This is a genomic window from Pseudomonas fluorescens (genome assembly GCF_902497895.1).
In the GTDB taxonomy this organism is placed as follows: domain Bacteria; phylum Pseudomonadota; class Gammaproteobacteria; order Pseudomonadales; family Pseudomonadaceae; genus Aquipseudomonas; species Aquipseudomonas fluorescens_BP.
This window is the reverse complement of record NZ_CABVHQ010000018.1, coordinates 1-24,137: the sequence shown is the minus strand read 5'-3', so window position 1 is coordinate 24,137 and position 24,137 is coordinate 1. Positions and strand designations below refer to the sequence as shown.

General features: G+C 58.7%; 20 protein-coding genes and 2 pseudogenes. 5 read left to right on the top strand and 17 right to left on the bottom strand.

Features of this window, described 5'->3' with window-relative positions; genetic code table 11:
- Nucleotides 1–12: 12 nt before the first annotated feature.
- From F8N21_RS11515 to F8N21_RS11505, 3 genes and pseudogenes are all read left to right on the top strand, one after another.
- Entirely contained in the window at nucleotides 13–594 is a 582-nt protein-coding gene (locus F8N21_RS11515; protein ID WP_150642252.1) for a DUF6436 domain-containing protein, read from the top strand.
- A gap of 103 nt (nucleotides 595–697) precedes the next feature.
- The gene (locus F8N21_RS11510; protein ID WP_150642251.1) at nucleotides 698–3,091 is read left to right on the top strand and encodes a penicillin acylase family protein; all 2,394 of its coding nucleotides are present in this window, start codon (nucleotides 698–700) and stop codon (nucleotides 3,089–3,091) included.
- A 320-nt stretch (nucleotides 3,092–3,411) separates the two neighbouring features.
- A pseudogene (locus tag F8N21_RS11505) lies at nucleotides 3,412–3,654 on the top strand (phosphohydrolase); the annotation flags it as partial.
- Nucleotides 3,655–3,886: 232 nt separating this feature from the next.
- On the opposite strand, the gene F8N21_RS11500 reads toward F8N21_RS11505, so the two are convergent.
- From F8N21_RS11500 to F8N21_RS11465, 8 genes and pseudogenes are all read right to left on the bottom strand, one after another.
- On the bottom strand, nucleotides 3,887–4,777 hold the full coding sequence (locus F8N21_RS11500) for an ABC transporter permease subunit (protein ID WP_150642250.1): 891 nt from the start codon (nucleotides 4,775–4,777) through the stop codon (nucleotides 3,887–3,889).
- Nucleotides 4,774–5,694 carry an ABC transporter permease subunit gene (locus F8N21_RS11495; RefSeq protein ID WP_150642249.1) on the bottom strand — a complete coding sequence of 307 codons (921 nt, stop codon included), beginning with the start codon at nucleotides 5,692–5,694 and terminating at the stop codon, nucleotides 4,774–4,776. Before F8N21_RS11495 ends, F8N21_RS11500 begins: the two co-directional genes overlap by 4 nt.
- Nucleotides 5,691–6,833: an ABC transporter ATP-binding protein gene (locus F8N21_RS11490; RefSeq protein ID WP_150642248.1), complete on the bottom strand. Its 1,143-nt coding sequence runs from the start codon at nucleotides 6,831–6,833 to the stop codon at nucleotides 5,691–5,693. The genes F8N21_RS11495 and F8N21_RS11490 overlap by 4 nt, the downstream gene beginning before the upstream one ends.
- A gap of 71 nt (nucleotides 6,834–6,904) precedes the next feature.
- Complete coding sequence (locus F8N21_RS11485; protein ID WP_150642247.1) at nucleotides 6,905–7,999, bottom strand: polyamine ABC transporter substrate-binding protein; 1,095 nt, start codon at nucleotides 7,997–7,999, stop codon at nucleotides 6,905–6,907.
- Nucleotides 8,000–8,185: 186 nt separating this feature from the next.
- Nucleotides 8,186–9,298 (bottom strand): polyamine ABC transporter substrate-binding protein, encoded by a 1,113-nt coding sequence (locus F8N21_RS11480; protein ID WP_150642246.1) that lies wholly within the window; start codon nucleotides 9,296–9,298, stop codon nucleotides 8,186–8,188.
- A gap of 186 nt (nucleotides 9,299–9,484) precedes the next feature.
- Nucleotides 9,485–10,849 (bottom strand): aspartate aminotransferase family protein, encoded by a 1,365-nt coding sequence (locus tag F8N21_RS11475; RefSeq protein WP_150642245.1) that lies wholly within the window; start codon nucleotides 10,847–10,849, stop codon nucleotides 9,485–9,487.
- Between the two features lie 58 nt (nucleotides 10,850–10,907).
- Nucleotides 10,908–12,266, bottom strand: coding sequence for a glutamine synthetase family protein (locus tag F8N21_RS11470; protein ID WP_150642244.1), 1,359 nt, complete (start codon nucleotides 12,264–12,266; stop codon nucleotides 10,908–10,910).
- A gap of 111 nt (nucleotides 12,267–12,377) precedes the next feature.
- A pseudogene (locus F8N21_RS11465) lies at nucleotides 12,378–12,752 on the bottom strand (gamma-glutamyl-gamma-aminobutyrate hydrolase family protein); the annotation flags it as partial.
- A 279-nt stretch (nucleotides 12,753–13,031) separates the two neighbouring features.
- On the opposite strand from F8N21_RS11465, the gene F8N21_RS11460 reads away from it, so the two are divergent.
- The gene (locus F8N21_RS11460) at nucleotides 13,032–14,408 is read left to right on the top strand and encodes a glutamine synthetase family protein (protein ID WP_150642242.1); all 1,377 of its coding nucleotides are present in this window, start codon (nucleotides 13,032–13,034) and stop codon (nucleotides 14,406–14,408) included.
- A gap of 240 nt (nucleotides 14,409–14,648) precedes the next feature.
- Nucleotides 14,649–15,287 (top strand): TetR/AcrR family transcriptional regulator, encoded by a 639-nt coding sequence (locus F8N21_RS11455; protein WP_150642241.1) that lies wholly within the window; start codon nucleotides 14,649–14,651, stop codon nucleotides 15,285–15,287.
- Nucleotides 15,288–15,504: 217 nt separating this feature from the next.
- Here F8N21_RS11455 and F8N21_RS11450 read toward each other — a convergent pair whose 3' ends face one another.
- The 9 genes from F8N21_RS11450 to F8N21_RS11410 all read right to left on the bottom strand — a co-directional run.
- Complete coding sequence (locus F8N21_RS11450; RefSeq protein ID WP_150642240.1) at nucleotides 15,505–15,720, bottom strand: TOBE domain-containing protein; 216 nt, start codon at nucleotides 15,718–15,720, stop codon at nucleotides 15,505–15,507.
- A 42-nt stretch (nucleotides 15,721–15,762) separates the two neighbouring features.
- A complete protein-coding gene (ssuB, locus tag F8N21_RS11445) occupies nucleotides 15,763–16,572 on the bottom strand; it encodes an aliphatic sulfonates ABC transporter ATP-binding protein (RefSeq protein WP_150642239.1) in 810 nt (269 codons plus the stop codon).
- Nucleotides 16,569–17,357 carry an aliphatic sulfonate ABC transporter permease SsuC gene (gene ssuC / locus F8N21_RS11440; RefSeq protein WP_150642238.1) on the bottom strand — a complete coding sequence of 263 codons (789 nt, stop codon included), beginning with the start codon at nucleotides 17,355–17,357 and terminating at the stop codon, nucleotides 16,569–16,571. The genes ssuB and ssuC overlap by 4 nt, the downstream gene beginning before the upstream one ends.
- A 95-nt stretch (nucleotides 17,358–17,452) precedes the next feature.
- Complete coding sequence (locus F8N21_RS11435) at nucleotides 17,453–18,418, bottom strand: sulfonate ABC transporter substrate-binding protein (protein ID WP_150642237.1); 966 nt, start codon at nucleotides 18,416–18,418, stop codon at nucleotides 17,453–17,455.
- 90 nt (nucleotides 18,419–18,508) lie between these two features.
- Nucleotides 18,509–19,102 (bottom strand): NADPH-dependent FMN reductase, encoded by a 594-nt coding sequence (ssuE, locus tag F8N21_RS11430; RefSeq protein ID WP_150642236.1) that lies wholly within the window; start codon nucleotides 19,100–19,102, stop codon nucleotides 18,509–18,511.
- A gap of 287 nt (nucleotides 19,103–19,389) precedes the next feature.
- Nucleotides 19,390–20,028, bottom strand: coding sequence for a peroxiredoxin (locus tag F8N21_RS11425; RefSeq protein ID WP_150642235.1), 639 nt, complete (start codon nucleotides 20,026–20,028; stop codon nucleotides 19,390–19,392).
- Nucleotides 20,029–20,282: 254 nt separating this feature from the next.
- Nucleotides 20,283–21,635: an OprD family porin gene (locus F8N21_RS11420; RefSeq protein WP_150642234.1), complete on the bottom strand. Its 1,353-nt coding sequence runs from the start codon at nucleotides 21,633–21,635 to the stop codon at nucleotides 20,283–20,285.
- 345 nt (nucleotides 21,636–21,980) lie between these two features.
- Nucleotides 21,981–23,279 carry an amino-acid N-acetyltransferase gene (argA, locus tag F8N21_RS11415; RefSeq protein ID WP_150642233.1) on the bottom strand — a complete coding sequence of 433 codons (1,299 nt, stop codon included), beginning with the start codon at nucleotides 23,277–23,279 and terminating at the stop codon, nucleotides 21,981–21,983.
- 144 nt (nucleotides 23,280–23,423) lie between these two features.
- Nucleotides 23,424–24,137: M20/M25/M40 family metallo-hydrolase (locus F8N21_RS11410; RefSeq protein WP_150642232.1), on the bottom strand; the 714-nt coding region annotated here is incomplete at its 5' end.

Here is a 24,137-nt window from a genome sequence, read left to right as displayed (position 1 = left end):
GGATTGATCCAAATGCGTCTGCCCTACCGCACGACCTTGCTTGCCAGCCTGCTCGCCCTTGTGTGCGCCGGTGCGCTGTGGGCGGCTTACGACTGGTTCCAGGGGCGCTACCTGCGCGCCTTCAGCGACCAGACCGCCGTGTTTTCCGGCGACCCCCTGAGCCTGCCCGCCGAACTGGCCGGCCCCGGGGCTATCCGCCTGGTGCACTTCTGGGACCCGGCCTGCCCGTGCAACGTCGGTAACCAGCAGCACCTGAGCGAACTGATCGAACATTTCGGGCCCCAAGGCGTGGAGTTCTATTCGGTGCAAAAACCAGGCAGCCACGGGCAGTTGCCCAGCAACCTGAGCAGCCTGAAGCCCCTGACGACCCTGCCCGGCGCCGAACACATCCCCGCCAGCCCAGCCGTGGCGATCTGGGATCGCAACGGCAAACTGGCGTATTTCGGGCCTTATAGCGAAGGCCTGACCTGTAACTCCAACAACAGCTTTATCGAACCCATTCTGCAGGCGCTGAGTGAAGGACGAGCGGTCAACGCTACTCACACCCTGGCGGTGGGCTGTTATTGCCCGTGGTCGATCAGCCAGACGAACTAAGGCATTCCTGACTTTTCAAGGACAACGCAGCACAGCACAGAGGGCCTGTGCTAAATGTTCGCGCTTGCGAGTGGCGGCAACCCAGGAAGAACAAGGAGTTTCAATGAAGCGCAGCCTGACCGTACTGGCCACCCTGGTCGTCGCACTCGCCATCGGTGGGGGCTGGTACGTGTACAGCAAGCAGCCATTGCGTCAGGGGCAGGTGGAACTGCAAGGCCTGCAAGGACCGGTCACGGTGCGTTATGACGAACGCGGAGTGCCGCATATCCGCGCCGGGAATCAGATCGATATGTACCATGCCTTCGGTTACGTGCAGGCGCAAGACCGGCTATTCCAGATGGACATCATGCGCCGGCTGGCTCGTGGCGAACTGGCCGACGTGCTGGGTCCGAAATTGCTCGACACCGATAAACTGATGCGCAACCTGCGCATCCGCGAGCGCGCCGAGACTTACCTGGCCGGGATGGACCGGCAATCTGCCAGCTGGAAGGCCCTGGATGCCTATCTGGACGGTATCAACCAGTATCAGGCGACTCACGCCAGGCCCATGGAGTTCGATGTACTGGGCATTCCCAAGCGCCCTTTCACCGCACAGGACACTATCAGCATCGTCGGTTACATGGCCTACAGCTTTGCCGCGGCGTTTCGCACCGAACCCTTGCTGACCTATGTGCGCGACCAACTGGGCAATGACTACCTCAGTGTCTTTGACCTCGACTGGCAGCCCAAGGGCGTGCTGGCCTCGACCCCCACCCTGGCTGCCAGCGACTGGAAAGACCTGAACGCCATTGCCCGGCTGAGCGAACAGGCGCTGGCCGACCACGGCTTGCCGCAGTTCGAAGGCAGCAATGCCTGGGCGATTTCCGGTAACCGGAGCAAAAGTGGCAAACCGCTGTTGGCCGGCGACCCGCACATCCGTTTCTCCGTGCCCTCGGTGTGGTACGAAGCTCATTTGTCGGCGCCCGATTTCGAGCTGTACGGCCACTACCAGGCGCTGATGCCCTTCGCCTCCCTGGGTCACAACCGTGACTTCGGCTGGAGCATGACCATGTTCCAGAACGATGACCTCGATCTGATCGCCGAAAAGGTCAACCCCCAAAACCCCAATCAGATCTGGTATCGCGACAAGTGGGTCGAGCTGAGCAGCAGCGAACAGCAGATCGCCGTCAAAGGCCAGGCACCGGTCAGGCTGCTCCTGCGCCAGTCGCCCCACGGCCCGATCATCAATGACTTGCTCGGTACCAGCGTCGGCAAGACGCCGATTGCCATGTGGTGGGCATTCCTCGAAACCCGGAATCCGATCCTCGAAGGCTTCTACCAGCTCAACCGCGCCGACACCCTGGCCAAGGCCCGGGGCGCCGCGGCCAAGGTGCAGGCCCCCGGTTTGAATCTGGTATGGGCCAACGCCAAGGGTGACATCGGTTGGTGGGCGGCGGCGCAACTGCCCAAGCGTCCGGCCGGGGTCACGCCGGGCTTTATCCTCGACGGCAGTACCAGTCAGGCGGACAAGGACGGCTTTTACCCCTTCAGCGCCAACCCCCAGGAAGAGAATCCGGCGCGTGGCTACATCGTCTCGGCCAACTTCCAGCCGTCGTCGCCAACCCTGGAAATCCCTGGCTATTACAACCTGGCGGATCGCGGTCAGCAGTTGAACAAACAGCTGAGCGAGACGAATGCCAAATGGGACCTGGAGAGCAGTCAGAAGCTGCAACTGGGTACCACCACCGCCTACGGCCCGCGCCTGCTCGCGCCGCTGTTGCCGGTGCTGCGAGAGGTGCTGAAAGATCCCGCGGAACTCCAACTGGTGGCGCAACTGGCGCAGTGGAAAGGCGACTATCCGCTGGATTCCACCAGCGCCACGCTGTTCAACCAATTGCTGTTCAACCTGACCGATGCCGCGTTCCACGACGAATTGGGCGACGGCTTCTTCGCGACCCTGCTCGCTACTCGGGTGATCGATGCCGCGCTGCCACGTCTCGCCGCTTCTACCGATTCGCCGTGGTGGGACAACCGCAACACCCTCGGCAAGGAAAACCGCGCCGACACGGTCACCGTTGCCTGGCAGGCCAGCATCGCCCACCTCAAGGCCACTCTCGGCGATGACTCGAACCAATGGTTGTGGGGCAAGGCTCACACCCTGACCCACGGCCATCCATTGGGGCTGCAAAAACCACTGGACCGAGTCTTCAACATCGGCCCGTTCGAAGCCCCGGGCAGCCACGAAGTGCCGAACAACCTCTCGGCCAGGATCGGTCCGGCGCCGTGGCCGGTGACCTACGGTCCTTCGACCCGGCGCATCATCGACTTCGCCGACCCGGCCCACAGCCTGACCATCAACCCGGTCGGGCAAAGCGGCGTGTTGTTCGACAAGCACTATGACGATCAGGCCGAGGCGTACATCGAGGGGGTTTACCAGCAGGCGCACTTCAGCGAAGAGGAAGTGGCGGCCAATACCCGCAGCACCCTGAAACTGGTGCCGGCGAAGGTGGTTCAATAAGCAAACATCAAAAGATCGCAGGCTCCTCCTACGCCACCCGGGTACAGACAAAATCATCGGATGTACACAATCCCTGTAGGAGCTGCCGCAGGCTGCGATCTTTTGATCTTGGTTCGCGCTACAAACACGGCGCCTGTTCATCAGTCAGGATCGCAGCCTCGCTTCGCTTGACAGCTCCTACGGGGGCTGCGTACTCCTATGCCTCTGTAGGAGCTGCCGTAGGCTGCGATCTTTGGCTGTCAGGCATCAAACCTCTAAATCCTCCCGCCGCCACTCAATCCATCGCCGAAAAATTCATCCGAAACTGCTGCGGCGTCACCCCAAGCCTGCTGGGGATGGACTACGCAGCGTTTTCCAGCGTGCAGCCTGAAGCGGTGGTGCATGCGCATCCACGGGGAGAGGGGTTCAAGGAGTGCATCATCTGCGCCTTTGCCAATGGCTTGCGCCATCGCCCGCAGACTACCTTCGGCAATGTGAAGACCGATGTGCTGGTGGATCAGGAGCCGGGGTTCAAGCCGATGAACTTCGTCGAAGTCATCCGCCAATCCCCTTGGGCTGCTTGAGCTAAACAATACTGATGAGCTGACCTCGATCCTGTGGCGAGGGGGCTTGCCCCCGTTGGGCTGCGTAGCAGCCCCAAAACCTGTAACCGCATCATTTCAGACATACCGCATTCGCATGTTTTGGGAGTGCTGCGCACTCCAGCGGGGGCAAGCCCCCTCGCCACAAGGGTTCGCGAGCGCATAAAAAAACCTCGCCCAGTACAGAGAGCGAGGTTTTTTTGGTATCGGGTCGTTAAACCGAAGCCGGCGCCGGGGCGCGGCGTATATCCGGTTGTTTCCAGGAGTCGGCAGCGCTTTCGTCAATGGCTTGCTGGATCGCGCGCTTGCGGTGTTCTTCGGCACGGCGGCTGAAGTACCAGACCAGGAAGGTCATCAGCGATACCGCCAGCAGGATCAGGCTGGCCACCGCGTTGATCTCCGGTTTCACCCCCAGGCGCACGGCGGAGAACACCTCCATCGGCAGGGTGGTTGAACCCGGCCCGGAGACGAAGCTCGCCAGTACCAGGTCATCCAGCGACAGGGCGAAGGACATCATGCCGCCCGCGCCCAGCGAAGGCGCGATCATCGGGATGGTGATCAAAAAGAACACCTTCCACGGCCGGGCACCGAGGTCCATGGCCGCTTCTTCGATGGACAGGTCCAGTTCACGCAAGCGCGCCGAGACCACCACCGCCACATAAGCCGCGCAGAAGGTAGTGTGGGCGATCCAGATGGTGATAATGCCGCGCTCCTGCGGCCAGCCGATCATCTGCGCCATGGCCACGAACAGCAGCAACAGCGACAGACCGGTGATTACTTCAGGCATCACCAACGGCGCGGTGACCAGGCCACCGAACAGCGTGCGGCCCTTGAAGTGAGTGATGCGGGTCAGCACGAACGCCGCCAGCGTCCCCAGGATCACCGCGGCGACCGCCGTGTAGCAGGCGATTTCCAGCGAGCGCACCACCGAGCCCATCAGCTGGGTGTTGTCCAGCAGACCGACATACCACTTGATCGACCAGCCACCCCAGACCGTCACCAGCTTCGAGGCGTTGAACGAGTAGATCACCAGGATCAGCATCGGCAGATAGATGAACAGCAGGCCGAGTACCAGCATCAGGCTTGAAAAACTGAAGCGCTTCATTCTTTGCCCTCCATTTCTTTAGCCTGACTGCGGTTGAACAGGATGATCGGCACAATCAGGATCGCCAGCATCACCACGGCCAAGGCGGACGCCACCGGCCAGTCACGGTTGTTGAAGAATTCTTGCCAGAGCACTTTACCGATCATCAGGGTTTCCGGACCACCGAGCAGTTCCGGGATCACGAACTCGCCCACTACCGGAATGAACACCAGCATGCAGCCTGCGATGATGCCGTTCTTGGACAGCGGGATGGTGATTTTCCAGAAACTGTTGAAGGTGCTCGAACCCAGGTCGGAAGCGGCTTCCAGCAAACTGTTGTCGTGCTTCACCAGGTTGGCATACAGCGGAAGGATCATGAACGGCAGGTAGGAATAAACCACGCCGATATAGACCGCCAGGTTGGTGTTGAGGATCTGCAGCGGCTCGTCGATCCAGCCCATCGTCATCAGGAAGCCGTTGAGCAGGCCGTTGTTGCTGAGGATGCCCATCCACGCATACACACGGATCAGGATCGCGGTCCAGGTCGGCATCATGATCAGCAGAATCAGTACGGTCTGCATTTCCTTGCGCGCGGTGGCAATGGCATAGGCCATTGGATAACCGATCAGCAGGCAGAGGACCGTGCTGACCAACGCCATCTTCAGCGAACCGAGGTAAGCGGCGATGTACAACTCGTCTTCGCTCAGCATCACGTAGTTGCTGAGGTTGAGCAGCAGCTGGATCTTCTGCTCGACGTAGCTGTAGATCTCGGTGTACGGCGGAATGGCTACGTCAGCTTCAGCGAAGCTGATCTTCAGCACGATGAAGAACGGCAGCATGAAGAACAGGAACAGCCAGAGGAACGGGACCCCGATGACCAACTGGCGGCCACCGGGTGTTATTCGCTGTAGCCGGCGCTTGAATTTTTTCATGTTCATGAGCGAAGTACCACGCCGCTGTCATCTTCCCAATACACATACACCTGATCGCCCCAGGTCGGCCGTGTGCCGCGGCGCTCGGCGTTGGCCACGAAGGACTGCACCAACTTCCCGCTCGGCAATTCGACGTAGAACACTGAGTGCCCGCCCAGGTAGGCGATGTCATGCACCTTGCCGCTCGACCAATTGTTTTCGCAAGTCGGCATTTGCGAGGTGACCAGCAGTTTTTCCGGACGAATCGCGTAGGTGACCGACTTGTCTTGCACCGAGGTGCTGATGCCGTGACCCACGTAGATGTTGCGATCCAGATCCTTGCAGGTAATCAGTGCATGGCCCTCGGCATCGTCCACCACTTCACCTTCGAAGATGTTGACGTTACCGATGAATTCGCAGACCAGGCGACTGGTCGGGGTTTCGTAGATGTCGATCGGACTGCCGATCTGGGCAATCCAGCCCAGGTGCATGATCGCAATGCGTTCGGCCATGGTCATGGCCTCTTCCTGGTCGTGGGTCACCATCACGCAGGTTACGCCGACCCGCTCGATGATCTCGACCAGCTCAAGCTGCATTTGCGAGCGCAGCTTCTTGTCCAGAGCGCCCATCGGCTCGTCGAGCAGCAACAGCTTCGGCCGCTTGGCCAGGGAGCGTGCCAGCGCCACTCGCTGGCGCTGACCGCCGGACAACTGATGTGGCTTGCGCTTGGCGTACTGGCTCATCTGTACCAGCTTGAGCATCTCGGCTACGCGAGCATCGACTTCAGACGACGGAATCTTGTCCTGCTTGAGACCGAAGGCGATGTTCTGCGCCACCGTCATGTGCGGGAACAAAGCGTAGGACTGGAACATCATGTTGATCGGCCGCTCGTAGGGCGGCATGTCGGTGATGTCGACACCATCAAGGAAAATGCGCCCCTCCGTAGGCCGCTCAAAGCCTGCTAGCATCCGCAGCAAGGTGGATTTGCCCGATCCCGAACCGCCGAGCAGGGCGAAGATTTCGCCTTTCTTGATTTCCAGGGACACATCGTCCACAGCAATCGTCTCGTCGAACTTTTTCGTGACCCGGTCGATTTTGACCAACACCTGCTTAGGTGACTGGTCGCCCTCGAGGGCTTTCTTATAGGCGCCGGAGGCAACTGCCATTTACGAAACTCCCAACAGAATTTGCAGTTCGCCCAATGCAGGCGAACCTTGGATAGTTTGAGCCATTGAAGCTATTTACCCGACTTGACCTTGGTCCAGCTGCGGGTCATTAAACGCATCACCTTGGGCGGTAACTCGGTAGACACATAGGTCTTGTCGAGGACAGATTGCGGTGGATAAACCGCTTCGTCGTTGCGTATCGACTCTTCCATCAGCTTGTCCGACCCGGGGTTAGGGTTGGCGTAGCCGACATAATCACTGACCTGAGCGATCACCTCAGGTTTCAGCAAATAGTTGATAAAGGCGTGGGCTTCCTTGACGTTGCTGGCGTCCTTGGGAATCGCCAACAGATCGAACCACAGATTGCCGCCTTCCTTGGGAATCACGTAGGCAATGTCGACGCCCTTGCCAGCCTCGGCCGCACGCGCCTTGGCCTGGAAGATATCGCCGGAGAAACCGGCGGCGACGCAGATGTCACCGTTGGCCAGGTCCGAGATGTACTTGGAGGAGTGGAAGTAGGTCACATAAGGCCGCACCGCCATCAGCTTGGCTTCGGCCTTTTTGTAGTCTTCCGGGTTCTCGCTGTTAGGGTTCAGACCCATGTAGTTCAGCACCGCCGGCAGCATTTCATCGGCGGAATCGAGAAACGAGACGCCGCAGCTGGAAAGCTTCTTGATGTTCTCGGGCTCGAAGAGCATCGCCCAGGAATCGATCTTGTCGACACCCAGTACCGCCTTGACCTTCTCGACGTTGTAACCGATGCCGTTAGTGCCCCACAGGTAAGGCACCGCGTATTGGTTACCCGGATCGTTCTTCTCCAGGCGCTTGAGCAGCACCGGGTCGAGGTTCGAATAGTTCGACAGTTTCGACTTGTCGAGCTTCTGGAAGGCCCCGGCCTTGATCTGCTTGCCCAGGAAGTGGTTGGACGGCACGACCACGTCATAACCGGTGCGCCCGGCGAGCAACTTGCCTTCCAGGGTTTCGTTGGAATCGAACACGTCATACACCGGTTTGATGCCCGTGGCTTTTTCGAAGTCGGCCAGGGTGGTCTCACCTATGTAATCCGACCAGTTATAAATATGCACGGTAGGTGCCGCGTGAACACCGACTGCCAGAGTCAGGCCGGCACCGATCAGCATAGCGTTGCGAAACAAAGAAATAGGCAAGTTGAGGTCCTCTGAATAGTTGGGCCGCAGTTGTGCCCGCGTTACATGACAGCCTTGGCTGCCAGGCAACAAAACCGGCGCGCAACTTACCCTCGATAAACCGTTCCCGCAAAACTTTCTGTCACTTAATTATTCCTGTAGCCGCCGCGCGAGGGTCGGCGGCTACAGGCATTGCTTCAAACAGGCTTATTTACCCGATTTGATCTTGGTCCAGCTGCGGGTCAGGATCCGCTGGGTAGCGGCCGGCAAATCGGCGATGGCATACAGCTTGGCCATGACTTCTGCTGGCGGATAGATGCCCGGATCGCTGGTGATTTCTTTATCGACCAATGCGGTGGCAGCCGCGTTACCGTTCGGGAAACGCACGGCGTTAGTGATTTCGGCCATAATTTCCGGTTTCATCAGGAAGGTCATGAACTTGTAGGCGCCCTCGACGTTTTCCGCATCCTTGGGGATAGCGACCATGTCGAAGAAGCTGCCGGCACCTTCTTTCGGAATGTTGTAGCTGACTTTGACTTTGCCACCGGCTTCTTCTGCACGAGCCTTGGCCTGGTAGATGTCGCCCGAGTAACCAACGGCTACGCAGATGTTGCCGTTTGCAAGGTCGGAGATGTACTTGGACGAGTGAAAGTAGCCCACCGAAGGACGGATTTTCAGGAACAGCGCTTCGGCTTCAGCCAGTTGTTTCTTGTCCTGGCTGTCGGTTGGATAGCCCAGGTAGTGCAACGCCACCGGAATCATCTCGGTGGGCGAATCAAGGAAACTGATACCGCATGACTTCAACTTGGCGGCGTTTTCAGGTTTGAATAGCAGATCCCAGGAGTTGGTTGGCGCATCGGCACCCAGTGCAGCTTTGACCTTGTCGGCGTTAAAGCCAATACCGATCGAGCCCCACATGTAAGGGAAAGCGTGTTCGTTGCCCGGATCGCTCACCGATACCGCTTTGAGCAAGTCCTGGTTGAGGTTTTTCCAGTTAGGCAGCTTGGACTTGTCCAGCTTCTGGTAAACCCCGGCTTTAATCTGTTTGGCGAGGAAGTTGTTGGACGGTACGACGATGTCGTAACCGGACTTGCCTGCCAGCAACTTGGCTTCAAGGGTCTCGTTACTGTCGAAAACGTCGTAGACCACCTTGATCCCCGACTCGGCCTCGAACTTCTTGACGGTGTCTGGCGCGATGTAATCGGACCAGTTGTATACGCGCAGTACCTTGTCATCAGCCTGGGCAGCCCCAGCCATCACTCCCATCAGCGACAAGGCAAGGAGGGTCTTGCCAGCGATCTTTAAACCTAATGCCTTCATGCGTCATGCTCCAATTATTCTTTTTAACCACGTTCTTGTTAACCAAGAGCCAGCGGCCGATTCCCGGGCAACTAGAACTGTGGGTAGTCTGGCAAGATCCAAGGCAGGCTTTCAAGGAAAGACCCTATCCTTTGTTATTGCTCCGAGCGAAGGTGCAATGTTGCACCCCCGCTCAGAGCCTAGCACTTAGCCTTGCAATGCACTCAAGGTCAGGTCCAGACACTTGCGAGCCTTGGTCACCAGCTCGTCGATCTCGGCATGGCTGATCACCAGTGGCGGAGCAATGATCATGGTGTCGCCCACGGCGCGCATGATCAGGCCGTTGTCAAAGCAGAATTGCCGGCAGATCATGCCGACGCCTTTCCCGACATACCGCGCACGGGTGGCCTTGTCCTGAACCAACTCGATGGCACCCAACAGACCGACTCCACGAACTTCCCCCACCAAGGGGTGATCGTTCAGTTCCCGTAGACGCTTTTGCAAGTAAGGTGCCGTTTCTGCATGGACGCGCTCGACAATTTTCTCGTCGCGCAGAATGCGGATGTTTTCCAGGGCGACCGCAGCCGCTACCGGGTGCCCGGAGTAGGTGAAGCCGTGGTTGAAATCGCCACCTTCATTGAGCACCTCGACCACTTCGTCACGCACGATCAGGCCGCCCATAGGGATGTAACCGGAGGTCAGGCCTTTGGCGATGGTCATCATGTCCGGCTTGAGGTCGTAGAAATCGGAACCGAACCACTCACCGGTACGACCGAAACCACAGATCACCTCATCGGCGACAAACAGGATGTCGTACTTGGCGAGGATTTCCTTGATGCGCGGCCAGTAGCTTTCCGGCGGCACGATCACCCCACCCGCTCCCTGGATCGGCTCGGCAATAAAGGCCCCGACATTGTCGACGCCGATTTCGAGAATCTTTTTCTCCAGTTGGTCGGCCGCCCAGATCCCGAATTCTTCCGGGCTCATGTCGCCGCCTTCGCCGAACCAGTACGGCTGCGCAATGTGCACGATGCCCGGGATCGGCAAGTCGCCCTGTTCGTGCATGTAGGTCATGCCGCCCAGGCTTGCACCGGCGACGGTCGAACCGTGGTAGCCGTTGATGCGGCTGATGATGACTTTTTTGTTCGGCTGGCCCTTGATCGCCCAATAGTGGCGGACCATACGTAGCATGGTGTCGTTGCCTTCGGAGCCGGAACCGGTGAAGAACACATGGTTCATGCCTTGCGGTGCGATGTCGGCGATGGCCTTGGCCAATTCCAGCACCGGCGGGTGAGCGGTCTGGAAGAACAGGTTGTAATAAGGCAATTCACGCATCTGTTTGCTGGCGGCATCGGCCAACTCGTCGCGACCGTAACCGATGGCCACGCACCAGAGGCCGGCCATGCCGTCGAGGATCTTGTTGCCTTCGCTGTCCCAGAGGTACACGCCTTTGGCATTGGTGATGATCCGCGGGCCTTTCTCTTTCAGCTGCTTGAAGTCGCTGAAAGGGGCCAGGTGGTGATCATTGCTCAGGGCTTGCCATTCACGGGTTTGCGGGTTGTTGCTGGTCATACGAATTCTCCCAAGATTCCAATAGTGGGCGCCGCAAGGAACAGCAGCGCCCGGCGCATCAGACGGCGAACAGCAGGAACTCCCGCTCCCACGAACTGATGACGCGCTTGAAGTTTTCATGCTCGGCCCGCTTGACCGCGACGTAGCCAGTAATGAATTTCTTGCCCAGGTATTTCTCGATGGTGGTGCTGCGTTCCATGCGCTCCAGTGCATCTTCGATGGTTAATGGCAGACGCAGATTGCGTCGCTCGTAACCACGCCCGACTACCGGTGCGCTGGCTTCGATCCCCTCGACCATGCCGATGTAGCCGCAGAGCAGGCTCGCGGCGATGGCCAGGTACGGATTGGCATCGGCACCCGGCAGGCGGTTTTCCACCCGACGGTTCTGCGGACCGGCATCCGGCACGCGCAGGCCGACGGTACGGTTCTCCTCGCCCCACTCCACGTTCACCGGCGCCGAGGTGTCCGGCAGGAAGCGGCGGAACGAGTTGACGTTCGGTGCGAACAGCGGCAGCAACTCGGGGATGAACTTCTGCAAGCCGCCGATGTGGTGCAGGAACAGCTCGCTCATGCTCCCGTCTTCATTGGAGAAGACGTTTTTACCGGTCTCGATGTCGATGATGCTCTGGTGCAAATGCATGGCACTGCCCGGCTCACCGGTCATCGGCTTGGCCATGAACGTCGCGGCAACGTTATGCTTGAGCGCCGCTTCGCGCATGGTGCGCTTGAACACCAGAATCTGGTCGGCCAGGGACAGGGCGTCACCGTGACGGAAGTTGATTTCCATCTGCGCCGTGCCGTCTTCGTGGATCAGCGTGTCGAGATCCAGCTCCTGCAGTTCGCACCAGTCGTAGACGTCTTCGAACAACGGGTCGAATTCGTTGGCTGCTTCTATAGAGAAGGACTGGCGACCGGTTTCCGGGCGACCGGAGCGGCCAATCGGCGGCTGCAACGGGAAGTCCGGGTCTTCGCAACGCTTGGTCAGGTAGAACTCCATTTCTGGCGCCACGATCGGCTGCCAGCCTCTGTCGGCATAGAGTTTCAGAACCTTCTTGAGCACGTTGCGCGGCGACAGCTCGATCGGGTTGCCCTGTTTGTCGTAGGTGTCGTGAATCACCTGGGCCGTAGGCTCGATGGCCCAGGGTACGAGAAATACCGCGTTCTGATCGGGACGGCAGATCATGTCGATGTCTGCCGGATCGAGGAGTTCGTAATAGATGTCGTCTTCGACATAGTCGCCCGTCACTGTCTGCAACAGCACACTTTCGGGCAGGCGCATGCCTTTCTCGGCGATGAACTTGTTGGTCGGCGAGATCTTGCCGCGGGTAATCCCGGTAAGGTCGCCAATCATGCATTCGACTTCTGTGATCTTATGGTCTTTCAACCAATCGGTGAGCTGGTCGAGGTTGTTACTCATAAATGCCTCTGGGCTGGGTTTCCTGACTCGTTGGAGTCAGGCGCTGGTTGACGCATCCGCGTCGCGTTGGGTTGCGCGCTTTCGACAGGCATCGCCAAATGCCTGGAATGGCCCGCCGAACGCCACATTTATTTCCTGAAAACCGCGACAAATCCCGAGCACCGGAGCGCCCGCCGCAACAGCGGCGCGAATCAACGGGAGGGTGGCGCGATCGCATGCAGGATCATGAGCAGTCCCCGGAGTGCTGGCAGGTCCGCTATAGTGGAAGGGTTCGACGTTTGAAGGAGAGCTGGTAAACAGGATGCCGTCCAGACCGTCAAGAATATCGGTCGGATCGAGCCGTTCCGCCAGAGACGGAAGAATCAATGGCAAGCCCTTTGCAGCAACAGCGACTGCGCGGACGTACTTATCGCCACTGATGTGATAAGCATGCAAACCGATCTGCCTGGAGCAGGCGGTGACGCCGATTAACGGCAGGCGAGACATGTAGCACCCCGGTATTATTGCTGTTATGGGTTTGAATCGAGCTTAGCCTTGTTCATTTTTTTACACAACACCCCCGTAAAAAATACAACACGGCCCGCTCAAGCCTGTGAATACCAAAGGCCCGGAATGCATAAAACCACGTTTAAATTGCCCCAAAAATGCCCTTGTAGCGCTTTTTCAGGGCAAAAAAGGCCTTACTTGACTTCGGCATGCCGTTCGGGTTGACTGGTTTCTCGAGAATTCAATGATTGATATTTTTAACAACAAAGGTGTTGCATCATGTCGGTACCCCCGCGTGCCGTTCAGCTTAACGAAGCGAACGCGTTCCTTAAGGAACATCCTGAGGTTCTGTACGTTGACCTTCTGATTGCGGATATGAATGGTGTGGTGCGCGGCAAGCGCATTGAACGCACCAGTCTCCACAAGGTTTACGAGAAAGGCATCAACCTGCCGGCCTCTCTATTTGCTCTGGATATCAATGGTTCGACGGTGGAAAGCACCGGCCTGGGCCTGGACATCGGTGATGCTGACCGAATCTGCTATCCAATCCCTGACACCCTGTGCAATGAACCTTGGCAGAAGCGCCCCACTGCGCAACTGTTAATGACCATGCACGAAATCGAAGGTGAACCTTTCTTCGCCGATCCGCGCGAAGTCCTGCGCCAAGTTGTTACCAAGTTTGACGAGATGGGCCTGACCATCTGCGCCGCATTCGAACTGGAGTTCTACCTGATCGACCAGGAGAACGTGAATGGCCGGCCACAACCTCCGCGCTCGCCGATCTCCGGCAAACGCCCGCATTCGACCCAGGTCTACCTGATCGACGACCTCGACGAATACGTCGATTGCCTCCAGGACATTCTGGAAGGTGCGAAAGAGCAAGGCATCCCGGCTGACGCCATCGTCAAGGAAAGTGCTCCAGCGCAGTTCGAAGTGAACCTGCACCACGTTGCCGACCCGATCAAAGCCTGCGATTACGCGGTACTGCTCAAGCGGCTGATCAAAAACATCGCCTACGACCATGAGATGGACACCACCTTCATGGCCAAGCCTTACCCAGGCCAGGCGGGTAATGGTCTGCACGTGCACATCTCGATCCTTGATAAAGACGGCAAGAATATCTTTGCCAGTGAGGATCCCGAGCAGAACGCCGCACTGCGTCACGCGATCGGCGGTGTGCTCGAGACCCTACCGGCGCAGATGGCTTTCCTCTGCCCGAACGTCAACTCCTACCGTCGTTTCGGCGCACAGTTCTACGTGCCGAATGCCCCGTGCTGGGGTCTGGACAACCGTACCGTTGCGGTGCGCGTGCCGACCGGCTCTACCGACGCGGTCCGTCTGGAGCACCGGGTTGCCGGCGCTGACGCCAACCCGTACCTGCTGATGGCTTCGGTTCTGGCCGGCGTGCACCACGGTCTGACCAACAAGATCGAGCCTGGCGCGCCCGTAGAAGGCAACTCCTACGAGCAGAACGAGCAGAGCCTGCCGAACAACCTGCGAGATGCCCTGCGCGAGCTGGACGACAGCGAAGTCATGGCCAAGTACATCGACCCGAAATACATCGATATCTTCGTCGCCTGTAAGGAAAGCGAGCTGGAGGAGTTCGAACACTCCATCTCCGACCTCGAGTACAACTGGTACCTGCATACCGTGTAAGCGGTTGCAGTAAAAATAACGCCGTTGGCTTCACAGCTTGCGGCGTTTTTTTATGGCTTCATTCAGTTGGACCGAGTTGGATTCATCGCGAGCAAGCCCGCTCCCACAGGTTTTGTGGCAGCCCGCAATCTTGTGATCCGACACAAATCCCCTGTGGGAGCGGGCTTGCTCGCGATGGCGGCCGGGAAGACAACACAGAACCCTGCTCGTACAATGCCCGCTGCCCCGCAGGAGACTTCAATGACGCGCCCCGCCACCATCCGCAAACCCCGCGCACGCAGCCAGGCCCGGATCGACTCGATACTCGACGCCGCCCGCACGCTGCTTGCCGCCGAGGGCGTGGCCAGCCTGTCGATCTATAGTGTGGCGGAACGCGCGCAGATCCCGCCGTCGTCGGTCTATCACTTCTTTGCCAGCGTCCCGGCCCTGCTCGAAGCCCTGACCGCGGATGTCCACGCAGCCTTTCGCGCGTGCCTGCAAGCGCCCATCGAAGCGGCCTCGCTCAACGGTTGGCGCGACCTGTCGCGGCTGGTGGAGCAACGCATGCTGAGCATCTACAGCGAAGACGCCGCCGCCCGCCAATTGATTCTGGCGCAGCACGGCTTGACCGAGGTCACCCAGGCCGACCGTCAGCACGACATCGAGCTGGGCGATTTGATGCACAAACTGTTCGATCAGCATTTCCAGCTGCCGGCGCTGCCCAAGGATGTCGATGTGTTCGCCTTGGCCATGGAGCTGGGCGATCGCGTCTACGCCCGTTCAGTGCAACAGCACGGGCAAATCACCCCGCGCATGGCCGAGGAAGGCATGCGGGTATTCGATGCCTATCTGGGGCTGTATCTGCCGCCTTATCTGCCCAAACGCGCTATTCCAGCCTGATTTCTTTGCTGGCTTCACTGGCCTCATCGCGAGCAAGTCGGATCGCCGCACCGTCGCTCCCACAGTGGATTTCTGTCGCATACAGAATCTGTGTTCACTGAAGATCAAATGTGCGAGCGAGCTTGCTCGCGATGGCCGCACTGCCGATTCACGGACAAACACCCGCAAAAAAACCCCGAAGGGCTCAAGCCGTTCGGGGCCGCTTGTAGCGCACGACCTACAATTTGGCGATCGATACCTCGGTGGATTTCACGAAGGCAATCACTTCGCTGCCGACTACCAGCTCCAGCTCCTTGACCGAGCGCGTGGTAATTACCGAAGTCACCACGCCAGAAGCCGTCTGCACGTCGATTTCCGACAGTACATCGCCTAATACGATTTCCTTGATGGTGCCTTTGAACTGGTTGCGGACGTTGATGGCTTTGATAGTCATGTGCGGTATTCCTGTTTGGCTAAGAGATTTTCTGCAGCGCAGTTATTGAGCCCAACGCAGTTGCGTGGGCAAGGGTGAAACGGGTTCCGGCTCGGGTGGCGAACCAGGCAGCGACAACACACGGTTAAGGACTTCAGTTTCCAGCGCCGCCAGCCGATGAGAACCGCGAACCCGAGGGCGCGGCAGCTCCACCAGCAGGTCGAGGCCGACTTCACCGTCCTCGATCAGAATCACCCGGTCGGCAATCGCCACGGCTTCACTGACGTCATGGGTCACCAGCAGCACGGTGAATCCGTGTTGCTGCCAAAGGCGCTCGATCAATTGCTGCATCTCGATTCGAGTCAGGGCATCCAGGGCCCCCAGCGGTTCGTCGAGCAACAACAACCGAGGTTGATGAATCAACGCACGGGCTAGCGCCACACGCTGCTTCTGCCCACCGGACAAGGCTGCCGGCCATTCATTGGCGCGATCCGCCAGGGCGACCGCCTCCAGTGCCTCCAGTGCTTTTGGCCGCCAGTCGCCCTTGAGCCCGAGCCCTACGTTGTCGATGACTTTATTCCAGGGCAGCAACCGCGCTTCCTGAAACATCAGACGCGTGTCTTCAAGCGCTTCACTCAGGGCTGCCGAACCTGCACGCAGCTCGCCGCCGGTGGGCTTGTCGAGACCGGCGAGCAAGCGCAGCAGGGTGCTTTTTCCGCAACCACTACGGCCGACCACGGCGACGAACTGACCAGCCGGAATATGCAGATCAATCTCGCGCAGCACTTGCCGCGAGCCAAAGGTCTTTTGCAGCTTGCGTACTGCCAGTGGAATCCCGCGCAGCAGACGAGACGGTTGTTCTTGAGCAGTCATGCGGCACCTCCCTTGGCAACCTGGTAAGCCGGATGCCAACGCAACCAGACCCGCTCCAGACCGCGGGCCGCGAGGTCGGCCAACTTGCCGAGCACCGCGTACAACAGGATCGCCAGCACCACCACGTCAGTCTGCAAAAACTCCCGGGCATTCATCGCCAGGTAGCCGATACCGGAGCTGGCGGAGATGGTTTCGGCGACGATCAAGGTCAGCCACATAAAGCCCAGCGCGAAGCGCACTCCCACCAGAATCGAAGGCAGCGCTCCCGGCAGAATCACCTGACGAAACAGGCCGAAGCCGGACAAACCATAACTGCGAGCCATTTCCACCAGCGCCGGGTCGACATTGCGAATGCCGTGATAGGTATTGAGGTAGATCGGGAACAAGGTGCCCAGGGCCACCAGAAAAATCTTCGCCGACTCATCAATGCCGAACCACAGAATCACCAGCGGAATCAGCGCCAGATGCGGCACGTTGCGAATCATCTGCACCGAACTGTCGAGCAAGCGTTCGCCCCATTTCGACAAGCCGGTGATAAAGCCCAGGGCCAGACCGATACTGCCGCCGATCAAGAAGCCGGTTGCCGCGCGCCAGCCGCTGATTGCCAGGTGAGTCCAGATTTCACCGCTGCGCACCAGGCTGACTCCAGCCTCGATCACCGCACTCGGTGCCGGCAGAATCCGCGTCGACAACCAGCCCGCCGACACCGACAACTGCCACACCGCCAGCAGCAACACCGGCAAGGCCCAGGGTGCGAGGCTTTGGATAAATTTATTACTCTTCATGGCCGTGCCTCAGTTCCGGGACGCAGGGTCGAGGAGGATGGGTCAGGGACCGGAAAATGCTCAGGCTCATGGAGTTGTCTCCTTGGGAATTCCAATTACGGCGCTTTGGCAACGGTCGCCGGTGGCGTCCAGATCACGTCTTTGATGGTCAGCGGTTTGGGGATCAGCTTGAGCTGGTAAAAGCTGTCGGCGATTTTCTGCTGAGCGGCGACCACTTCCGGCGTGAGGAACAGCGCGCCATAACCCTGGCGTTTCACCGCAGTCAGGGTGATATCCGCAGGCAAGCCGAGCAGCGGCGAAACCTGTTGGGTCACGTCTTCAGGATTGGCTTTGGACCATTCGCCGACGGCACGCACTTCTTCCACCAGCGTCTTGATTATTTGCGGGTGTTTCTCGGCGTAAGGCCGGGTGGCCAGGTAGAACTGATGGTTGTCGACGATGCCGCTGCCGTCACGCAGGGTGCGTGCTTGCAGTTGCTGCTCGGCGGCCGCCTGGTACGGATCCCAGATCACCCAGGCATCGACACTGCCGCGCTCGAATGCGGCGCGGGCATCGGCCGGTGGCAGAAATACCGTCTGGATATCGCTGTATTTGAGGCCGGCGTCTTCGAGGGTGCGAACCAACAGGTAGTGAACGTTGGAACCTTTGTTGAGGACGACCTTCTTGCCCTTGAGGTCGTGCACCGATTTGATCAGCGAGTCTTTTGGCACGAGGATCGCCTCGCTGGTCGGCGCCGGCGGCTCGTAGGCCACGTAGAGCAGATCGGCACCGGCCGCTTGAGCGAACACCGGCGGGGTTTCACCGGTCACGCCGAAGTCGATGGAGCCGACGTTCAGCCCTTCGAGCAATTGCGGGCCGCCGGGAAATTCAGTCCACTGCACCTTTACGCCCTGCTCTGCCAGGCGCTTTTCCAGCGTGCCCTTGGCCTTGAGCAGCACCAGGGTGCCGTATTTCTGATAACCGATGCGCAGACTTTCGGCCTGAGCTTGAGTAACAACGCCGAAGGACACAGCCGCAGCAAACAGAGCGACCAGACCACGACGCAAAATGACAGTGCGCATAGCGCTCTCCTTTTGCTGTTGGGTTTTTGGCTGCACCTGCTTGGCCGTTAGCGGCTGAGTAAGGTGAGTACTTCCAGATTCAGATAGGGCTTAAATGCTCCAGCGAGCACTCAATAAACGTTCGTTCAACAGATTCGGATCAATCGGCTTTGGCCGCCGCACCATGGCGCTGTAGAGCTGCTCCAGTGCCTCGTTCAAACGTCGTTCGAGGATCGGCACCAGCTGCGCCTGGGCGCTGCCTTCCCCGTAGGCAATCTGGCTGTCCTCGGCGAAAATCCCCTGAAGCATCTCCTGGGCCTTGAGCGCCGAAAGCACCGGCTTGAGCGCGTAATCCACCGCCAGCATGTGGGCGATGCTGCCGCCAGTGGCCAAGGGCAGCACCACCTTGTGGCTCAGCGCGCGTTCCGGCAGCAGATCGAGCACGGTCTTCAGTGCGCCGGAGAACGACGCTTTGTAGACCGGAGTGGCGATCAGCAGACCATCGGCGTTTTCAATCTGTTGCAGCAGGTCGATCACCATCGGACTGTCAAAGCGCGCATGGAGCAAATCCTCGGCCGGGAAGTCCCGTACCTGATAACTCACCACTTCTACGCCCTGCTGCTGCAACCAACGTTTGGAGTATTCCAGCAGCACCCCGGAACGAGAGCGCTGGCTGGGACTTCCACCGAGTGAGACGACCAGCATGCAGATAATTCCTTGGGTTGTTGGCGATTCGCTGTCTGCGATCTCGCTGGGATGAACAGACCTTAACAGGCGTTTTATATATCTATAAATCTTATTTATTCATTTACTTATTTCTTAAACACATAAGAAGTGAGTATTTCTCCAGGCGTAAAAAAAGGCCGTCGGAACGGCCTGAAAAACCCTTGCTTTGTGGATACCTTGAAAAGATCGCAGCCTGCGGCAGCTCCTACGGGATTTGCACACGGCGCGATCCTGTAGGAGCTGCCGCAGGCTGCGATCTTTTGACTTTAACGATTCGGCTGCGGCGTCAGTCGCAGATACGGCTTCACCGCGCGATAGCCTTGGGGGAAGCGCTGCTTGAGCTCTTCCGGATCCTGGAGCGATGGCACGATCACCACCTCATCACCGTCCTGCCAGTTGCCTGGCGTCGCCACCTTGTAGTTGTCGGTGAGCTGCAGCGAATCGATCACCCGCAGGATTTCATGGAAGTTGCGCCCGGTACTGGCCGGATAGGTAATGGTCAGGCGCACCTTCTTGTTCGGGTCGATGACAAACAGTGAACGCACGGTCAGGGTGTCGCTGGCATTCGGGTGGATCAGGTCGTAGAGGTCGCAGACCTTGCGATCCGCGTCGGCGAGGATCGGGAAGTTGACGAGGGTGTTCTGGGTTTCGTTGATGTCTTCGATCCACTTGTGGTGCGAGTCCACCGGATCGACTGACAGGGCAATGGCCTTGACCCCGCGCTGGGTGAATTCGTCCTTGAGCCTGGCGGTAAAACCGAGCTCCGTGGTGCACACCGGGGTGAAGTCCGCCGGATGGGAAAACAGCACGCCCCAGCTATCGCCAAGCCATTCATGAAAATGGATCTTGCCGGCGCTGGAATCCTGTTCGAAGTCGGGGGCGATGTCGCCCAGTCTGAGGCTCATGATAGTGCTCCTGGTGTGTGCTTGTGCAGCCTACTCTGCCTGCACCGAGGACTATCTAAAAAGAATTAATATCGATTTATTTATATCTAAATAGCATATAAAAAACATTTTTTCCGCGTACACAGACACGTGAAGATGAGCCTTCAGATCGGACTGGATAAGGTGATGAAGGCGCTGATCCGAGGAGAGCTGAAGGGGAGCCTGATTTGAAAGAACCCCGCCCGGCATTGCGCCGGACGGGGTTTACACAGGTATTACAACAACGGGATCGAATAGCTGACGATCAGACGGTTTTCGTCCTGGTCGCGCTGGCCCGGAATGTCGTTGCGCCATACGGCGTTTTTCCACATGACCCCCAGACCTTTCAACGAACCGTCCGGTACGACGTAGGCCAGGGTCAGGTCGCGTTCCCACTCGGAACGGCCAGAACCTGCAACGCCACCAGCGCCGTTTACCGTGTCGATATCGTCGCCGCGCAGGTAAACAACACCCGCGGTTGCACCTGGCAGGCCGACCTTGGCAAAGTCATAGGAGTAGCGAGCTTGCCAGGTACGTTCACCTGCACGACCGAACTTCTGAATCTGCGAGTCGGTGATGGTGTAGTTGGACGAACCGTCGCCCTGGTTCAACCAAGGGAAGTCACTGCTGCCATTGCTGACCTGATAACCGCCCCCAAATGTGTGACCGACAACGGTGTACAGGAGCAGGCCGCTGTACAGGTTGTTGTCGACTTTACCTTTACCGCTCGCCACACCCGAGTAGTTACCAGCGCTGAAATAGGCAGGATCGTGGCCGTTGGCGCCGTCGTCCCGACTGTTGAAATAGCGCAGGTCGGTTTTCAGGACACCCGGGCCGATTGCCCAGTTATGAACCAGACCCAGGAAGTGCTGTTTGTAGAACTGATCCAGGTTGCCGTAGTAGTACTGCAGCAACAGGTCTTTGGTGACTTTGTAATCAGCGCCCGCGTAGAGGAATTTATTGCTGAACTTACCCGTTTGTGGGTTGTTCGCACCGCCAATAGACATCTCTTCGTTGTTGCTGGAGTTACGACCTTTTACATGCTCGATCTGGCCGCCGATCAGGGTCAGGTCCTTGATCTCGTTCGAGGTGACCTGGCCACCTTCAAAGGTCTGCGGCAACAGACGACCATCGTTATAGGAAATGACCGGCAGTTTCGGCATCAGGGTGCCGTAGCGCAATTCGGTCTTGGAGACTTTAGCCTTGGCGGTCAGGCCAACGCTGGAGAAATCATTGACGGCGCGGCCATCGCTGTCAGTCGGGAATACCGAACCGCCGTAAGCTGAGCTGGTTGGGTTGCCATGGCGACCTTTGCCCGAATCCAGCCGAACACCCAACAGGCCGATCGCATCGACACCAAAGCCCACAGTACCTTGGGTGAAACCCGATGCGAAGTCGAGCTGGAAGCCTTGGCCCCACTCTTCTTGATAGTTCGCGTTTGCAGGGGTATTCGAATCACGGTTGTCATTGTTGATGTAGAAGTTGCGCAGCTTCAAGTTAGCCTTGCTGTCTTCAACAAAACCGGCGGCACCTGCTTGCTGTGCCAGCACCCCCACGGCCACAGCCAGGGCCAACATGGACTTGTTCATTGTTTCGCTCCTCTCGTTTTCTAATTCTTCTGTACTTAGGTCCTGAGTCGAACGCCCTGGATCCGTAGGTGCGCGATTAGCGCCAGACCGTGACTGGGAAGTCAATCGTAACCAAGTGTGTCTACGGCCATGGTCTAACCGCGTGATGGATTCGTGCAGGGTAATGAATTTTTCATAAATCTAAAAAGAATTATTTTGTAAATTTTAATACGATAAAGGCATAACAAGAACGGCGACAACCCTCGGCAAACCGTCCAATGACTCAAGCAGCTGAGACATTGCGGCCGTGCTTCAGGTTATCGCCGTAGGTGATCAGGAAGTTTGTCGTTAATCAATTATCAGCGGTCATAGCGCCTTTTCGAAGATCTTCGAGTTACGCTGATAGTTGTACAGCGAAGCCCGGGCCGATGGCAGGCGTTCAACGCTGCTGGGTACGAAGCCGCGCTCGCGGAACCAGTGCGCGGTTCGCGTGGTCAGTACGAACAAGGTTTTCAGGCCCTGCGCCCGGGCGCGGGTTTCGATCCGTTCCAGCAATTCATCACCACGACCGCCATGCCGATATTCCGGGTTCACCGCCAGGCAGGCCAGCTCGCCGGCATCCGAATCGGCAATCTGATACAGCGCCGCACAGGCAATGATCATCCCTTCGCGCTCGACCACGCTGAACTGCTCGATCTCACGCTCCAGCACTTCGCGGGAACGCCGAACCAAAATGCCCTGCTCTTCCAGCGGGCTGATCAGATCCAGCAATCCGCCGACGTCTTCAATGGCCGCTTCACGGACCAGTTCGAACTGCTCTTGGGCGACCAGGGTACCGCCACCGTCGCGGGTGAAGAGTTCAGTCAGCAATGCGCCATCTTCGACGTAACTGACGATATGGCTGCGGCCGACCCCGCCACGACAGGCTTCGGCAGCGGCATCGAGCAATTCCGCCTGATAGTTGCCACCCAGGCGCTGCAAATGCGCGGGAACCTGTTGCGGCCGCAGCTCGCGCACCAGCTTGCCGTTTTCGTCGATCAGGCCGAGATCCGCGCCGAACAGCAGCAGCTTGTCGGCACCCAGGTCGATAGCGGCGCGGGTCGCGACGTCTTCGCAGGCCAGGTTGAAAATCTCCCCGGTCGGCGAGTAACCCAACGGCGACAGGAGCACGATCGAACGCTCGTCCAGCAGCCGGTTGATGCCCTTGCGGTCGACCCGGCGGACTTCGCCGGTGTGGTGATAGTCGACGCCTTCCAGTACGCCGATCGGCCGCGCAGTCACCAGGTTGCCGCCGGCCACCCGCAGGCGCGAGCCCTGCATCGGCGACGCGGCCATATCCATCGACAGACGCGCTTCAATGGCGATCCGCAGTTGGCCGACCGCATCAATGACGCACTCCAGGGTCGCCGCATCGGTGATGCGCAGGCCATGGTGGTAATGCGGGGTCAGGCCGCGAGCCGTGAGGCGGGTTTCAATTTGCGGGCGCGATCCATGCACCAGAACCAACCGTACGCCCAGACTGTGCAACAACACCAGGTCGTGGACGATATTGCCGAAATTCGGATGCTCGACCCCATCGCCCGGCAGCATGACGACAAAGGTACAATCGCGGTGGGCATTGATGTAGGGAGATGCATGACGAAGCCAAGTGACGTATTCGGGCATAACCTGAACCTGTAATAAGAAGCAGCCAAAAAAGGGACAACACAGAAAACGCACAGCGGGCTGTTGGTTATCGTCGGAACAGGCTAGGCGGCACGCGAGCTCTCCTTATAGATACGGGCTTGATCATCGGCGATTTAACTGAGGTCAGGCCGGTGTCAGGCAATAATGTTCAATCAGTTGACGCAGTAGATGCACGGTAGGCTGCAAGCGTGACATTTCAAGGTATTCCCCTGGCTGGTGCGCGCAGGCGATGTCGCCCGGGCCAAGCACCACAGTCTCGCAGCCAAGGCGCTGAAGATAAGGCGCTTCGGTGCCAAACGCTACTGCTTCGGCGAGATGGCCAGTGAGTCTCTCGGCGACGCGGACCAATTCGCAGTCCTCGGCTTGCTCGAAAGGCGGCACTTCGGGGAACAACGGCGCGTAATCAATCTTCACCTTATGCCACTCGGCGATAGGCTCGAGCTTCTGCCGGATCGCTGCACGCAAGACGTTCGGGTCCATGCCCGGCAGGGGTCGCAGGTCGAATTCCAGCGAGCACTGGCCGCAAATCCGGTTCGGGTTGTCGCCACCGTGGATGCAACCAAAGTTCAGGGTCGGCTGCGGCACGCTGAACTGCGGATTGCGGTACTCGCGCTGCCATGCCAGACGCAAGCCGCGCAATTCCCCCATGGCATCGTGCATGGCTTCCAGCGCGCTATGACCCAGGCGGGGATCCGATGAGTGGCCGCTCTGCCCGAGAATATCGATGCGCTCCATCATTATCCCTTTGTGCATCCTGATCGGCTTGAGCCCGGTCGGCTCGCCGATCACCGCTGCACGCCCCAGCGGCCGGCCGGCGGCGGCCAGTGCCCGGGCACC